Source organism: Litoreibacter janthinus, from assembly GCF_900111945.1.
Taxonomy (GTDB): Bacteria; Pseudomonadota; Alphaproteobacteria; order Rhodobacterales; family Rhodobacteraceae; genus Litoreibacter; species Litoreibacter janthinus.
This window is the reverse complement of the sequence record NZ_FOYO01000001.1, coordinates 2,195,659-2,210,101: the sequence shown is the minus strand read 5'-3', so window position 1 is coordinate 2,210,101 and position 14,443 is coordinate 2,195,659. Positions and strand designations below refer to the sequence as shown.

Genomic DNA, 14,443 nt, shown 5'->3' with positions numbered 1-14,443 from the left:
AAACTTGCTTCAAGGCGAAGCCCCTTGACGATTGGTATTCGATTTTTCAAGTTTCCCCCGAGCGATCCGCCCCTTCAGGTCGGTTTCAGGAGCGGGGAAAAGTTTTCGGCCTTGCGCAAAGCAAGGTCACCGCGTTTCAGAAATATCTATATTTAGTAGTGGTTCACTCACCCTTTGGCTTATATCGATTTCACTCTGTTGCCCTGAATCCCCGCCACATTTCCGCCTTATTCCTGACGCCTGCGCGCCCCATTTCGGTGGTGGCCTGAACCTCTATCGAGCAAACGAAACAACTCAGGAGGTCAAGAAATGGCCTATGAAGCACCAGCCCCTACTCCGCGCCCGCAGCCGCAGGACACGAAATCTCCGCGGCCTACGCCCCCGACGGGGTTCTCGGATTGGGCGAGCCTCTAATCCCGCTTTCGCCTTTGGCGTGAGACTTGTATCCATGTGGAATGACAGACCCCGTGTCCTCAATCCGCAATCTTGGCCCCGCCTACGAGGCTAGTCTGGCACGTGTCGGCATCCATTCCGCTGACGCCCTTCGTGCTATAGGTGCAGACGCCGCGTATGCCAAATTGCTACAGAATGGCGATCGCCCTCATTTCATTGGATATTATGCACTGGTCATGGCTCTGCAAGGTCGCCCGTGGAATGATTGCAAAGGCCCCGAGAAGGCGGCCTTGCGCGTTAAATTCGATATGATCAAAGACCAACACCAATCCAGTGACACGACAGCATTCGAAGATGCACTAAACCTAATTGGCACTGGGCGGCGTCGGTAGGAGCCGGGTCAATCCGTCTCGCAACTAAATGCGGACTTTTGAAACCAGAACGTGTTTACTAGTCTGGTATTTGGTTTTGATTGGTTTTTTTAATGTCCCAGAACGATCCCAGCGAAGGTATTTTGCGCGACGCATCCCGCCATTACGCAAGTGGGGCGGCTGACAAAGCCAAAAAGCTCATGCGCAAACTTCCGCCGCCCAAATCATGGGCCGCACGCGCTGCTTTCGTTCAACTTCACCGCAATCTCGGAACCCCTCGACCCGAAGAAGAGGCCAGCCTTAGCGCCGAGTTAGCCCCCCCTCCCGTTAGCGCCGAGCAAGCCTTCGACCGCGCGCAGGCGTATCTTTTGTTGAACCACGCCGAGGCCTTACCTGCGGCGCAATTGGCCCACGCCTTGAACCCGACCGAGGACGGGCCGATCCTTTTGGTGCTGAAAATACTCCTTGAGGCCAACCAACCGGATGAAGCCTATGCCGCGATGCTGAAGGCCGTTGATCGACGCACGGACCAAGGGGGGCTATTGCTTGCGGTGGCCAAGATATTCGGGCAGCGCGACCACATACCTCATGCAGAAGCTTTGCTGGATCTGGCTCGGCCGCACCATCAAGACAACCTTGCGGAGTTCGACTTCGTCAAGGCTGGCATTCTGGGCACCCTTCCCGCTGGATCATCGCAATCCGACATGGCCGAAACGATTTTCAACAAGTTCGCTGGCGACTACGATCAAGTGCTGGCCGACATTGGCTACCGGGTTCCCGAGATTGTACGCGAGATGCTCGCAGCATCGCCGCTCAAAAAGTCTAAACACCTCAACGTGCTGGATGCTGGATGCGGCACGGGCCTTTGCGCCAAACTGCTTCGTCCGTATTCTAAATCCTTGCATGGTGTAGATATTTCCGCCGCCATGCTGGAGAAAGCGAAAGCCAAGAAAATATATGATGGCCTGACCCGCAGCGACCTTAACCAACCGGCAACGGTTCCAGCCGGCCCGTTTGATCTGGTTGTGGCGGCGGATGTGCTTATCTATTTTGGCAATCTGGCACCAGTGCTCGCGTCTTTGGGGCAAAGGGTCGCCCCCGGAGGCTGGCTCCTGCTGACGGTCGAGAATGGCGAAGCGCTCCCCTCGCCCGGCTTCAAGCTAGGCGCATCCGGTCGCTACAAGCATAGCGAAGACCATGTCACATCTGCATTGACGGCTGCGGGCATGGGGCGCCCGAAACAAATGCTTCATCGCACTCTACGATATGAGTTCGGCACTGAAGTGAAAGGCCTCGCCTTTGCCGCGCAAAAGCCTATGCTGGCCTTCTAATCGAAAAAGCCCGCGCCGGATGCTTCCGACGCGGGCTTTCTTTACAAAATAAGGTAGCTTAGCCGACCAGTTCGAGGCCGGAGAAGAAGAACGCGATTTCTTCAGCAGCAGTCTCTGGAGCGTCGGACCCGTGGACAGAGTTTTCGCCGATGGACAGAGCGAATTCCTTACGGATCGTGCCTTCAGCGGCGTCTGCCGGGTTGGTTGCACCCATAACTTCGCGGTTTTTCGCGATGGCGTCTTCGCCTTCCAGAACCTGAACAACGATCGGCTCAGAGATCATGAACTCGCACAACTCGCCGAAGAACGGGCGCTCGGAGTGCACACCGTAGAATTGTTGCGCTTGAGCCAGTGTCAGTTGGATGCGCTTGGAAGCCACAATACGCAAGCCGGCCTCTTCGAACTTGGCGGCGATTTTGCCGGTCAGGTTCCGTTTGGTGGCATCTGGTTTGATGATCGAGAAAGTGCGTTGGATCGCCATGGTGCTCGTCCTTATACAAGAGTGAATTTGGGGCGCACCTAGCATGACGTTGGGGACATGAAAAGCGCCCAATTGACACCCCTGCTCGCATAGGCGACACGCAGGGCATGTTACGTCTCAATGATCTACGCTTCTCCGTCGAAGGCCGAACCCTGCTTGAAGGGACTTCTGCCACTATTCCAACTGGACACAAGGTCGGCCTTGTTGGTCGAAACGGCACGGGTAAAACCACGCTGTTCCGGCTCATCAAAGGTGAGTTGGTGCTGGAAGGCGGCACCATCACGATGCCCGACCGCGCCCGCATCGGTGGCATTGCGCAGGAAGTTCCGTCAAACGACGTGTCCCTTTTGAACACTGTGCTGGCTGCCGACACGGAGCGTGCCAACCTGATGGCCGAAGCCGAAACCGCCACAGATCCGAACCGCATTGCAGAAATCCAGACCCGATTGGTGGATATCGATGCATGGTCGGCAGAGGCCCGTGCCTCGTCAATCCTTGTGGGACTTGGCTTCACACCTGCGGAGACGCACCGCCCCTGCGCCGACTTCTCCGGCGGCTGGCGTATGCGAGTGGCCCTCGCGGCTGTCTTGTTCTCCGAGCCTGACTTGCTTTTGCTCGACGAGCCGACCAACTATCTTGACCTCGAAGGCGCGCTTTGGCTGGAGCATTACCTGACCCGCTATCCGCATACAGTCATCATCATCTCGCACGACCGCGAGTTGCTGAACCGGTCTGTAAACGGCATCCTGCATCTCGAAGACAAGCAACTGACCTTCTATTCCGGCAACTATGACCAATTTGCACGACAACGGATTGCGCGCCGCGCGGTGCAGGCTGCCGCCGCGAAGAAGCAGGAACTGCAACGTGCGCACCTGCAATCCTTCGTAGACCGGTTCAAGGCCAAGGCGTCGAAGGCCAAGCAGGCCCAATCCCGCGTCAAAATGCTGGAAAAGATGGAAACCATCACTGCGCCAGAAGACGCAGCGCGCGTGGTATTTACGTTTCCCGAACCTGAAGAGCTGTCCCCGCCGATTATCAGCACCGAAAGCGTCTCGGTCGGCTATGATGACAAAGCGATCCTGAGCCACCTGAACCTGCGCATCGACCAAGACGATCGCATCGCGTTGCTCGGCCGCAATGGCGAAGGAAAATCCACCCTTTCCAAAATGTTATCAGGTCGTCTTGATGTGATGGGCGGACGTATGACCACGTCGAATAAGCTGCGCATCGGCTTCTTTGCCCAGCATCAGGTGGACGAGCTTCACATCGACCAGACCCCGCTTGAACATTTGCTGAAGGAGCGGCCCAACGAAGGCCAATCCAGACTGCGGGCACGTTTGGCCAGCTTCGGGCTTGGCCCTGATCAGGCGGATACCGAAGTAGGTCGACTTTCAGGTGGCCAGAAGGCACGCCTGTCCTTGCTGCTCGCCACCCTGCCCGCCCCGCATCTGTTGATCCTCGACGAGCCGACGAACCACCTTGATATCGAAAGCCGCGAGGCCTTGGTGCAAGCGCTGACCGCCTACTCGGGCGCGGTCATTCTGGTGTCTCACGACATGCACTTGCTGTCGCTGGTGGCGGATCGTCTGTGGCTGGTCAAGGATGGCCGCGTGAACCCGTATGAGGGCGACCTTCCAAGCTACCGTAAGCTGCTGCTGACCCCGCCAGAGAAGGCCGAGAAGGATAAACCAAAGCCCAAACGTGCCTCCCGCGATGACATTCTGGAACTGCGCGCCGAAGTTCGCAAATGCGAAGCGCGCGTCGAGAAGCTGTCGGAGATGCAAAACGAACTGGCGAAACGTTTAGGCGACCCGAAGGTCTACGAAGATCATATGGCCGATAAGCGGTTGGTTTGGCAGAAGAAATACTCCGAAGTGATGGATGCCATGGATCGCGCCGAAAGCATGTGGCTCAAAGCGCAGGCCAAGCTGGAAAAAGCGGAAGCCTAGGGATGGAACTTCACCTCGCCATCACCGCCTTTGTCACCCTGTTCGTGGTGATCGACCCGATCGGCCTCGCGCCCCTGTTCGTGGCGCTGACGACTGGCATGGACTTTCGGCACAGGCTTCGTATCGCAATCCGGTCTTGCCTGACTGCCATTGGTGTTTTGACGCTGTTCGGGCTTGCGGGTGAAGCACTGCTTGATTTCGTTGGCATCTCTATGGCCGCGTTCCGCATCTCGGGAGGCGTGCTGCTGTTTGTGACCGCGCTCGACATGTTGTTCGAGCGGCGCACCCAACGGCGCGAGGACCAAGCCGAAGGGCTACCCGACGAAGATCCTTCGATCTTCCCGCTGGCCACGCCACTTATCGCCGGTCCGGGGTCCATGGCCACGATGATCCTGTTGACCGGCACGCCCGGTGCCGATTGGCCATATGTCTTGGCTGTGCATGGCGTCATGCTTGCAGTGATTGCCGTCGTTTTTTCTTTGTTCTTGATGTCCGGCCTGATGGAGCGCGCGCTTGGTGCCACGGGCATTAAAGTCGTCACGCGTTTGCTGGGGATGCTATTGGCTGCATTGTCCGTGCAATTCGTGCTGGATGGGTTGCGCGAATTCGGTGTGGTGGCAGCGGGCTGATCCGCGCCCTATATAGGTCACTATGGATAGCGAAGACACCGCCCGCCTCATCTACCTTGTGCTGCTTGGCTCCGTGATCGCGGGGTATTTCCTGATTTCGAACCGCGCCCGAATGGGCGAAGCGGCACGACAGGCAGCACTTTGGGGTTTTATCTTCATCGGCGTGATCGTCGCTTATGGCTTATGGTCCGACGTGTCCCAAACAGTCCTGCCCCAGCAAAGCACTTTTGAGGGCGGTCGCATCGAAGTCCCTGTTCGAACTGACGGGCACTACCACCTGACACTCCATGTCGGGGAGGTTCCGATTGAATTTGTCGTCGACACCGGTGCCAGCGGTGTTGTGCTGTCACAGGAAGATGCGGCGCAGGTCGGGATCGACACGGATACACTGATCTACGGAGGCCGAGCATCTACTGCAAACGGGGAAGTCAGGACTGCCCGCGTGACCTTGGAGAACGTCCGACTTGGCAAATTTCAGGAAGGTCGTGTGCGAGCCTATGTGAACGAGGGCGAATTGGCGAACTCCCTGCTGGGCATGGATTACCTGGAGCGGTTCAACCGTATCGAAATCCAACGAGGCAAGCTGGTTCTGGAGCGTTAACCCGCGCGACTTATGCCGGATGCTCGGCCTTCTTCTCCCAACGACCGCCTTCTTGCGACCAGTATTGCGCCGGACACCCCGCCGCGGTGAGGGCCTTCCACTGTTCGCGCGCGCGCATGACCGCATCGCCGTCCCCGCCGTCAAACAGGATCATCGTGCGTTCTGATCCGGTGACTTCATCCGGCAAAACCTCTGCCCCGTCTAAGCTGACCAAACAGGTCGCACCGTTCGGAACATCACCTGCATCCGTCAGCAGGATGGGCTGGTCGGCATCATGTGCCCCGCCAGAGCGCCCATGCGCCAAAAACCCGTCAGCGTCCCAGAGCCTTACGTCAAGATGATCCAGCCGCGCGGTGTCGCGGCCTCGCACCACGACACGCCAACCGGCCCCGCGCGCCTTGCCCAACAACATGGGCAAGGTCACATCCACAGGCTGCGTTGTCATGTGATAGAAAAAGGCCGCGCCCATTTTCATTCGCATTCGAAATTATCCATGATCAATCGGTTAAGCGCCCGAACGCCCCAACCGGTTGCACCTTTGGGCGCAAAGTCGGAGTCGGTCTTCAAGGAGGCCACGCCAGCAATATCGAGGTGAATCCATGGCGTTTCCGGCTTCACGAACCGTTGCAGGAATTGCGCGGCCGTGATGGAACCTGCAGGGCGTCCGCCTACGTTCTTCATATCGGCAATGCGTGATTTCAATTGGTCGTCATAAGCCTTGCCCATCGGCATACGCCAAGCGCCCTCTTCCTCGACATTGGCAGCTTTCAGGAACGCATTGGCCAGCGCGTCGTTGTTGGAAAAGACGCCCGCATTTTCATGCCCCAAGCCGATGATGATCGCCCCCGTGAGGGTGGCGAGGTTGATCATGCCCAGTGGCGCGAAACGTTCTTGCGCATACCAAAGCACGTCGGCCAGAACCAGACGGCCTTCGGCGTCTGTGTTTATGACTTCAATGGTGTCGCCCTTCATGGATGTCACGACATCCCCCGGGCGAACGGCGTTGCCGGACGGCATGTTTTCCACCAAACCAACCAGACCGACGACATTCGCCTTGGCCTTGCGCATCGCCAGCGCTTTCATGACGCCAGCAACGACACCTGCGCCGCCCATATCCATGGTCATGTCTTCCATGCCTGCGGCAGGTTTCAGCGAAATGCCGCCCGTGTCGAACACCACGCCTTTGCCCACAAACGCGAATGGCTGGTCGCCCTTCTTGCCACCTTCCCATTCCATGACAACGACTTTGGACGGGCTATCTGACCCTTGACCGACACACAGAAGCGATCCCATGCCGAGTTTCTCAAGGTCTTTTTCCTCAAGCACTTCGACCTTCATGCCCAGTTTTTTGAGGTCCGAAAGTTGTTTAGCGAACTCGGTCGTCGTCAGCACATTGGCGGGCATGTTCACCAGATCACGCGTGAAGAACACGCCTTCAGCCAACGCGTCCAATCCCTCGAAAGCGGTCTTCATTTCTTCGGGCGAATTCACCATGACGGTCAGGCCTTCATGGGGCGTATTCTCAGCCGTTTTCTGGTCGATATAATCGTAGGCACGCAGAAGCACTCCGTAGGCTAACTCGTGCGCACGACGCAGGTTTCCGCACAGCGCGGTCACTTTGGAGGTTCCCGCCTGCTTGGCCAATGTGGCCCCCGCCTTTCGGGCTTCACCAACAGATGGGCGGCGGGCAAGTTTCACAATGATCACCGCTTCTGCTGGGATGTTCACAGGATAGGACAGCACCATGGCCTCCCCGTCCTTGAGCTTTTCAAAGGCGGGGCTCGAAACGGCCCGCGCGACCGAACCACGTGTCAGGCGGTTGACCCTTTTCGCCGTCGTGTCGAGCGTCCCTGCAGGGGGGACGAAAATGGCCAGACGACCCTCCATATCCTTGATGGCGTCGATGTCGGTGGCGGCGAAGTCTACTGGGATCAGAGCGGTCATGAGTCTGCCTATGTTGGAGGGTTTCCCCATAGCTAGCGCGGGAGAAAGGCAATGACCAGAACCCCCTGTTCCACCCCCAGATTTTGCGCTAGAAAACGGGGCAACAACTAAGGAGGACAGCGCTTGGCACGATTCGACAGATATATGCTGTCGCAATTGTTGGTGCTGTTCGGCTTCTTTTCCCTTGTGCTGGTGTCGGTCTACTGGGTGAACCGCGCGATCGGCCTATTTGACCAGTTGATCAGCGACGGGCAATCCGCACTGGTCTTCATGGAATTCACACTTCTCACCCTGCCTTACGTCATTTTGATTGTTCTGCCGATTTCTGCCTTCGTGGCGGCGGTCTATGTGACCAATCGGCTGAGCTCTGATTCAGAAATGGTTGTGCTTCAAACAGCTGGGGCGTCGTCCCTGCGCATCGGGCGGCCTGTGATTTATTTCGGGGTCTTGGTCGCCATTCTTGTGGCCGTTCTGGCGCATGTTTTGGTGCCTGCCGCCCGCACCGAACTGGCGTCCCGCAGCCAAGAAATCTCGCGCGATATCACCGCGCAGTTTCTCAAAGAGGGGCAGTTCCTGCACCCGACCTCAGAAATTGCCGTCTATATCCGCAACATCACCGATCTTGGAGAACTGGAAGAGTTGTTCCTTGAAGACAGCCGTGATCGCGCTGCGGTTGTGACTTACACGGCCAAACAGGCCTTTCTTGTGAACGGCGACGATGGCCCACGTCTGGTGATGCGCGACGGGCTTGCTCAAACCTTTCGGCCGGAAACCGGCCGGTTGTCGACAGTGGCGTTTGAGGATTTCGCCTACAATATCGGCGCATTGATCAACTCCGGCGGTGCACGTGCGCGTGACCTTCGCGAATTTTCCACACCTGTGTTGCTGAACCCGTCAGAAGGCGATTTGGCGTCGGCTTATGGCGACCTGCCCGACTTTCTGTTTGAAGCACATGATCGCTTCGCCAAATCTCTGCTGGCCATAGTGGTGCCGCTGATGGGGTTCGCCGCATTGATGCTAGGCGGCTTTTCGCGCTTCGGCGTCTGGAGGCAGGTCGTGATAGCGGTTGTGCTGATCATCTTGGTCCAACTGGTCTCCAACGTCGCCGAAGACACGGCCCGTAAGGATGCGGCCCTCTTTTGGTTGGCTTATGCCGGACCAGCGTTCGGCGGAGCAATCGCGGCAGGGCTGATCTATTCCACCTCACTGCGACGCAGACGGGGCCGTACGCCCAAAGGGGTTCCGGCATGAGGCTAGATCTTTATTTTGCGCGCCGCTTTGTCTGGTCCTTTACGCTGGTATTCGGCGTGTTCTTCGGCATCGTCCTGCTCATCGATCTGGTCGAACAAATGCGCCGCTTTGACAACGCTCAAGTCGGCGTCGTGGAGGCTGGGCAATTGGCGCTGCTCAACGCGCCCGCGACAATGTATCGAATGTTGCCATTGTTGGTGGTGCTGGCGACGATCACACTTTTTCTCGGGCTCGCTCGGACGTCGGAGATGGTCGTCACCCGCGCGTCGGGCAGATCAGCCTTGCGGTCGCTCGTGGCCCCTGTGCTCACCGCGCTGGTGTTCGGCGCACTTGGGGTCGCGGTGCTGAACCCGATTGTTGCCGCTACTTCGAAGCAGTTCGAAGTCGTCTCAGGACGCTATGCGAATACCGGCGCGTCCATCAGTTCTGTTTCCGAGGAAGGGCTTTGGCTGCGTCAGGCCAGTGCGGGGGGGCAAGTCGTGATCCGCGCCGAACGCTCCAATCTGGATGGAACGCGCTTTTTCGGGGTGACCTTCTACGGCTTTAGCAATGCTGGCGCTATCACCTACAGGATCGAAGCCGCCGAAGCCCTTTTGGAACCCGGAACATGGGTCTTGTCGAAGGCCAAGCGTTGGACGTTCGCCGAACTTGAGAATGCTGAAACCGGAGCCGTCCTGCATCCCAAGCTGAATGTGCCATCTGATCTGACCAGCGACCAGATTCGGGACAGCTTTGGGAACCCGTCCTCCATTCCGATCTGGGAGTTGCCCAAGTTCATCCGACAGTTGGATCGCGCGGGCTTTTCTGCCCTGCAACATAGGGTGTGGCTGAACATGGAGCTGGCAAATCCAGTATTGTTGGCCGCAATGGTGTTGATTGGCGCGGGCTTCACCATGCGCCACACGCGTTTTGGACGGACCGGCCTCATGGTGCTGTTCGCGGTTTTGATGGGCTTTGGCATCTTCTTCTTGCGGAACTTCGCTCAGGTGCTTGGCCAGAACGGTCAAATTCCGATACTGGTTGCTGCATGGGCCCCTCCTTTGGCAGGCATCTTCCTGTCACTGGGCCTATTGTTGCATACGGAGGACGGCTGACATGCGCGCGGCCTTGTTTGGATTACTGATGGCTGCGACCGCTGCCGCGCCCGGTTTCGCGCAGCAAGCGGCCGATACCGCAAGCCTTGTGGCCGACAGCGTTGCCTTTTCCAGCGGCACACAGGTGTTGAGCGCCTCTGGCAATGTGGAAATCCTACAGAATGGAACCCGGCTGCGCGCGCAATCCATCACCTATAACGGCGAGACCGACAGGTTGGTCGTCACTGGCCCGATCTATATTTCAGAGCAATCTTCCGACACGCTGATTGTTGCAGATTTTGCAGAGCTGTCGGGTGATCTACAGGACGGTGTGCTGAAAAGTGCCCGCGTTGTTTATGCACGTCAGTTGCAGCTCGCCGCCGCAGAGATCAACCGGAGCGAGGGCCGCTATACGCAATTCTACAAAACCATCGCGTCGAGCTGCTACATCTGCGAGAGCGATCCGGTGCCCCTGTGGGAAATTCGATCCAAACGGGTGGTGCATGATGCGAAAGAGCGCCAGATCTATTTTGACGAGGCGACGCTACGCGTTCTAGGCGTGCCGGTATTTTATACGCCCTATCTGCGCCTGCCCGATCCCACAGTGAAACGGGCGAACGGGTTTCTGATCCCGGAGCTGCGTTCGAACGGTGACTTGGGCGTCGGTCTGCGCACGCCCTACTTCTTCACATTGGGTGAACATGCCGACCTGACATTGACGCCATGGCTCACCTCCAAAGGCGCGAAAACGCTGGAAGCGCGTTACCGACAAAAGTTTGTGAATGGCGAGATTGAATTGAACGGTGCGCTCACAGACGACAACGTTGCCAATATCGATGCCCGCAGCTACCTGTTTGCTGATGGCACATTTGCCTTGGGTCGCGGGTTCACCGGCAAGTTCGATATAGAGTTGACGTCTGACGCAGGCTACCTACTGCTCTACGATTATTCGGACAAAGACATCCTCGACAGTGCCATCTCGGTCGACCGCGCAAGCCGCGACGAATATGTCAGCGCCGAGTTGATCCATTACAAATCCTTGCGCGATGGGGACGATAACCGCACGCTACCAACTCTGGTTGGCGACGCGAGCTACGTGAAACGCTTCACTCCTTCCATGTTGGGCGGTGTCGCGACGCTATCTGCCGAATTGCACGGCCATTATCGCCGCGCGGACACAGATGTTACAAATGCAGGGCTGTCGCGCGACGTGGTGCGTGTGACAACCTCGGCGGAATGGCGCAGGGATTGGGTTTACGGCAACGGGATGATCTTGGCTGCAGAAGGTGCCGTGTTCATAGACGGCTACAAGATTCGCCAGCCCCGCCCCGATGCGACCTTGGCCTTTGACGATACAGTCGAAGTCACGCCCTACGCTGCTTTGGAATGGCGCTGGCCCATGCTGCGCCAGGGTGCGCGAGCAAACCACCTGCTTGAACCGGTCGTGCAGCTCGTTTTGTCAAAAAACAGCGTCAGTGGCGAGGTCGACAACGAGGACAGCCTGCTGGTCGAGTTTGACGAGGCTAATATCTTTGAGTTTTCTCGCTCTCCCGGCGCGGATAACCGTGAGCTTGGCAATCGCCTCAATCTTGGTCTGACCTATACCCGTGAAAGCCATTCCGGCTGGAAGCTGGGCCTGACGGTTGGTCGCATCATCCGGCAAGACGACCTCAACCAGTTCTCCAACTCGACCGGACTGACGGGATCGAAATCGGATTGGCTTTTGGCGGCGCAGCTTAAAGTCGGGGAACGGTTCGATCTGGTAAACCGTGCGATCTTCGATGACGAGTTCTCCTTCGCGCGAAACGAGATGCGCATGGGCTGGACGACCGACAAGTTCCAACTCGCCTCAACTTTTGCGTGGCTTGAGGCAGACACGAATGAGGGACGCCCCACCGACACGTCAGAGCTGGCCTTCGAAGGAGCTTACCGCGTGTCGCGTCATTGGACTTTGTCGAGCGAGCTGCGCTACGATTTCGTCAACGACCGCACCACCGAAGCGGGCTTGGGTATCAGCTACCAAAACGAATGCGCGAAAATGGACCTTTCGGTCTCGCGCCGCTTCACGACTTCGACTAGTGTATCGCCAACGACGGATCTTAGCCTGTCGGTCCAACTCGCGGGCTTCGGCGCGCGGGGGATCGGCGGAGCAAGCTTCGCCCGACGGTGCAACGGATAAGAACAGAGCAGAGCAGACAAGATGACGCCGAAATATGCACTCCTGACCCGAATTTTCGCCCTGACCCTTGCGGCTTTGGCATTGCTGTCCCCCGCACAGGCGCAGCAGCAAGGGCTTTTTAGAACCGCTATCACAGTTAACGACTTGGTCATCACCAACTACGAACTGCAACAGCGCGAGTTGTTCCTGAACGTGCTGCGCGCACCAGGCAACGCGAAGACCGAAGCCCGAAAGGGCCTGATCGATGACCGTCTGCGCCTGATGGAAACGCGGCGGGCCGGGATCACTTTGACCGATGAGCAAGTCCAAGCCGGCATGGAAGAATTCGCGGGCCGTGCAGAATTGACCGCGGACGAGTTTATCAAAGCTATTGGTCAAGCTGGCGTTTCCGCAGAAACCTTCCGGGACTTCGTGGCAGCCGGTTTGGCATGGCGCGAGATGGTGCAGGGACGGTTTGGTCCGCGCAGCCAAGTAACGGAATCCGAAGTTGACCGTGCAATTGCGCTGCAAGGCACGACCAGTGGGGCGCGTGTTTTGTTGGCCGAGATCATTCTGCCACTCGCCCCGCCTGTTGCAGAGCGCAACCAAGCCTTGGCGCAGCGCCTTTCTGAAACCCTCAAGACCGAAGGCGCGTTCAGTGCAGCAGCCCGACGCTACTCCGCCTCTCCGACCCGTGGCAGCGGCGGTCGACTGGAATGGCTGCCTTTGGGCAATGTCCCGCCGCAGATCCGTGCCGCTGTGCTGACGCTTGGCCCCGGTGAAGTGTCTGAACCGCTGAGCCTTGGCAATGCCGTCGGCATCTTCCAATTGCGTAGCCTTGAGGAAACCGAAGCTGGCACGCCTGAAACCCAAGCACTGGAATATGCCACTGTCTTGTTCCCAGGGGGTCGGACCACTGAGACGCTGGCACAGGCCAAGTCGTTTGAGGAAAAATATGACACTTGCGACGACCTTTACGCGCCAGCCAAGACCCTGCCGCCTGAATATTTCGAACGCACCGTTCTCCCTGCAGCGGAAGTTCCCGGCGATATCGCGCTTGAACTTGCCAAGCTGGACAGCAACGAGGTGTCAACGGCGCTCACTCGTCAAAACGGGCAGTTCCTAGTTTACCTGATGCTCTGCGGTCGCACAGTCGACGTGCCGTTGGACGAAAACGGCGAGGAGATCGACCTGCGCGCGCGCGTGCGCGAACAGTTGTTCAACCAACGCATCACCTCTTATGCAGACAGCTTCCTTGAAGAGCTGCGCGCCGACGCTGTCATCGTCGAACAATGAACACCCTTTCCCCCGTTGTGGTGAGCTGCGGCGAACCTGCGGGGGTTGGTCTTGAAATCGCCCATAAAGCGTTCGACGCTCTTCGCGACGAGGTGCCGATAGTCCTGTTGGCAGATCGCCGCCATGTGACCGGCCCCGTGACCGAGTTAGGGGCTTTGGACCACTTCACCGGCAACGAGACTGCCCTGCCCTTGCTTCATCATGACTTTGCAGGGACGGCCACTCCGGGCCAACCTGATCCAAGGAATGCGCAAGGTGTGATCGACGTGATCGCACGCGGCGTCGACTTCGTGACCAAAGGCGACGCCTGCGCGCTTTGCACCCTACCGATCCATAAGAAAGCACTCAAAGACGGCGCGGCATTCGCCTATCCCGGTCATACGGAATACCTCGCAGCACTTGCCGGGGTCGAACGTGTGGTCATGATGTTGGCATGTCCCGATTTGCGCGTTGTTCCGGTGACCATACATATAGCGATTGACGAGGTGCCAAATGCGCTGACGTCCGAGCTGCTGGAAAACACCATTCGCATTACGCATGATGCGCTAAGGCGTGATTTCGGCATCGATGCACCTAGACTTGCGGTTGCTGGGCTGAACCCCCATGCGGGCGAAGGTGGGGCGATGGGACATGAAGAAATCACCCTGATTTCGCCCCTGCTCGAACGGCTTTCACAGGACGGCCTGCAACTGTCTGGCCCGATGAGCGCCGACACGATGTTCCACGCACAAGCGCGGGCGCACTATGACGCGGCAATCTGCATGTATCACGACCAAGCGCTGATCCCGATCAAGACAATCGACTTTGCAGGGGGCGTCAACGTTACCCTTGGTCTGCCCTTTATCCGAACCTCCCCCGATCACGGGACCGCTTTTGATATAGCAGGAACCGGCGTGGCCGACGCCACCTCGACCATCGCAGCCTTGCGGATGGCGTGGGATATGTCCGGTAAGAGGGGCCACTGAT

Annotated in this window: 13 protein-coding genes; 10 read left to right on the top strand and 3 right to left on the bottom strand. The window is 58.0% G+C overall.

Features of this window, described 5'->3' with window-relative positions:
• The first annotated feature begins 455 nt into the window (after positions 1 to 455).
• Positions 456 to 785, top strand: a complete 330-nt coding sequence (locus BM352_RS11065) for a TfoX/Sxy family protein (protein ID WP_090216729.1) — start codon at positions 456 to 458, stop codon at positions 783 to 785.
• Positions 786 to 877: 92 nt separating this feature from the next.
• Positions 878 to 2,095, top strand: coding sequence for a methyltransferase domain-containing protein (locus BM352_RS11060; RefSeq protein WP_090216727.1), 1,218 nt, complete (start codon positions 878 to 880; stop codon positions 2,093 to 2,095).
• 58 nt (positions 2,096 to 2,153) lie between these two features.
• Here the strand turns inward: BM352_RS11060 and ndk are convergent, their stop codons facing one another.
• Positions 2,154 to 2,576, bottom strand: coding sequence for a nucleoside-diphosphate kinase (gene ndk / locus BM352_RS11055; protein WP_089946822.1), 423 nt, complete (start codon positions 2,574 to 2,576; stop codon positions 2,154 to 2,156).
• A 107-nt stretch (positions 2,577 to 2,683) separates the two neighbouring features.
• On the opposite strand from ndk, the gene abc-f reads away from it, so the two are divergent.
• From abc-f to BM352_RS11040, 3 genes are read left to right on the top strand one after another with little or no spacing between them, the layout of a single operon-like run.
• Complete coding sequence (gene abc-f / locus BM352_RS11050) at positions 2,684 to 4,525, top strand: ribosomal protection-like ABC-F family protein (protein ID WP_090216725.1); 1,842 nt, start codon at positions 2,684 to 2,686, stop codon at positions 4,523 to 4,525.
• 2 nt (positions 4,526 to 4,527) lie between these two features.
• Positions 4,528 to 5,154 (top strand): MarC family protein, encoded by a 627-nt coding sequence (locus BM352_RS11045; RefSeq protein ID WP_090216723.1) that lies wholly within the window; start codon positions 4,528 to 4,530, stop codon positions 5,152 to 5,154.
• A 22-nt stretch (positions 5,155 to 5,176) separates the two neighbouring features.
• On the top strand, positions 5,177 to 5,755 hold the full coding sequence (locus BM352_RS11040; RefSeq protein WP_090216721.1) for a retropepsin-like aspartic protease family protein: 579 nt from the start codon (positions 5,177 to 5,179) through the stop codon (positions 5,753 to 5,755).
• A gap of 10 nt (positions 5,756 to 5,765) precedes the next feature.
• On the opposite strand, the gene BM352_RS11035 is transcribed toward BM352_RS11040, so the two are convergent.
• Both BM352_RS11035 and BM352_RS11030 read right to left on the bottom strand, forming a co-directional pair.
• Positions 5,766 to 6,224 carry a DNA polymerase III subunit chi gene (locus BM352_RS11035; protein ID WP_090220168.1) on the bottom strand — a complete coding sequence of 153 codons (459 nt, stop codon included), beginning with the start codon at positions 6,222 to 6,224 and terminating at the stop codon, positions 5,766 to 5,768.
• Positions 6,225 to 6,226: 2 nt separating this feature from the next.
• Positions 6,227 to 7,699: a leucyl aminopeptidase gene (locus tag BM352_RS11030; protein WP_090216719.1), complete on the bottom strand. Its 1,473-nt coding sequence runs from the start codon at positions 7,697 to 7,699 to the stop codon at positions 6,227 to 6,229.
• Positions 7,700 to 7,822: 123 nt separating this feature from the next.
• Between BM352_RS11030 and lptF the strand changes: the two genes are divergently transcribed.
• From lptF to pdxA, 5 genes are read left to right on the top strand one after another with little or no spacing between them, the layout of a single operon-like run.
• Positions 7,823 to 8,950 carry an LPS export ABC transporter permease LptF gene (lptF, locus tag BM352_RS11025; RefSeq protein ID WP_090216717.1) on the top strand — a complete coding sequence of 376 codons (1,128 nt, stop codon included), beginning with the start codon at positions 7,823 to 7,825 and terminating at the stop codon, positions 8,948 to 8,950.
• Complete coding sequence (gene lptG / locus BM352_RS11020; protein WP_090216715.1) at positions 8,947 to 10,044, top strand: LPS export ABC transporter permease LptG; 1,098 nt, start codon at positions 8,947 to 8,949, stop codon at positions 10,042 to 10,044. The genes lptF and lptG overlap by 4 nt, the downstream gene beginning before the upstream one ends.
• 1 nt (position 10,045) lies before the next feature.
• On the top strand, positions 10,046 to 12,202 hold the full coding sequence (locus BM352_RS11015; protein ID WP_090216713.1) for an LPS-assembly protein LptD: 2,157 nt from the start codon (positions 10,046 to 10,048) through the stop codon (positions 12,200 to 12,202).
• A 21-nt stretch (positions 12,203 to 12,223) separates the two neighbouring features.
• The gene (locus BM352_RS11010; RefSeq protein WP_090216709.1) at positions 12,224 to 13,477 is read left to right on the top strand and encodes a peptidylprolyl isomerase; all 1,254 of its coding nucleotides are present in this window, start codon (positions 12,224 to 12,226) and stop codon (positions 13,475 to 13,477) included.
• Positions 13,474 to 14,442 carry a 4-hydroxythreonine-4-phosphate dehydrogenase PdxA gene (pdxA, locus tag BM352_RS11005; RefSeq protein ID WP_090216708.1) on the top strand — a complete coding sequence of 323 codons (969 nt, stop codon included), beginning with the start codon at positions 13,474 to 13,476 and terminating at the stop codon, positions 14,440 to 14,442. The genes BM352_RS11010 and pdxA overlap by 4 nt, the downstream gene beginning before the upstream one ends.
• The last annotated feature ends 1 nt before the right edge of the window (position 14,443 follow it).

Coding starts and splice junctions, on each gene's coding strand:
- BM352_RS11040 (WP_090216721.1), top strand. CDS start 5,177: ATGGATAGCGAAGACACCGCCCGCCTCATCTACCTTGTGCTGCTTGGC.
- ndk (WP_089946822.1), bottom strand. CDS start 2,576: ATGGCGATCCAACGCACTTTCTCGATCATCAAACCAGATGCCACCAAA.
- pdxA (WP_090216708.1), top strand. CDS start 13,474: ATGAACACCCTTTCCCCCGTTGTGGTGAGCTGCGGCGAACCTGCGGGG.
- BM352_RS11065 (WP_090216729.1), top strand. CDS start 456: ATGACAGACCCCGTGTCCTCAATCCGCAATCTTGGCCCCGCCTACGAG.
- BM352_RS11010 (WP_090216709.1), top strand. CDS start 12,224: ATGACGCCGAAATATGCACTCCTGACCCGAATTTTCGCCCTGACCCTT.
- BM352_RS11045 (WP_090216723.1), top strand. CDS start 4,528: ATGGAACTTCACCTCGCCATCACCGCCTTTGTCACCCTGTTCGTGGTG.
- BM352_RS11060 (WP_090216727.1), top strand. CDS start 878: ATGTCCCAGAACGATCCCAGCGAAGGTATTTTGCGCGACGCATCCCGC.
- abc-f (WP_090216725.1), top strand. CDS start 2,684: ATGTTACGTCTCAATGATCTACGCTTCTCCGTCGAAGGCCGAACCCTG.
- lptG (WP_090216715.1), top strand. CDS start 8,947: ATGAGGCTAGATCTTTATTTTGCGCGCCGCTTTGTCTGGTCCTTTACG.
- BM352_RS11015 (WP_090216713.1), top strand. CDS start 10,046: ATGCGCGCGGCCTTGTTTGGATTACTGATGGCTGCGACCGCTGCCGCG.
- BM352_RS11030 (WP_090216719.1), bottom strand. CDS start 7,699: ATGACCGCTCTGATCCCAGTAGACTTCGCCGCCACCGACATCGACGCC.
- BM352_RS11035 (WP_090220168.1), bottom strand. CDS start 6,224: ATGGGCGCGGCCTTTTTCTATCACATGACAACGCAGCCTGTGGATGTG.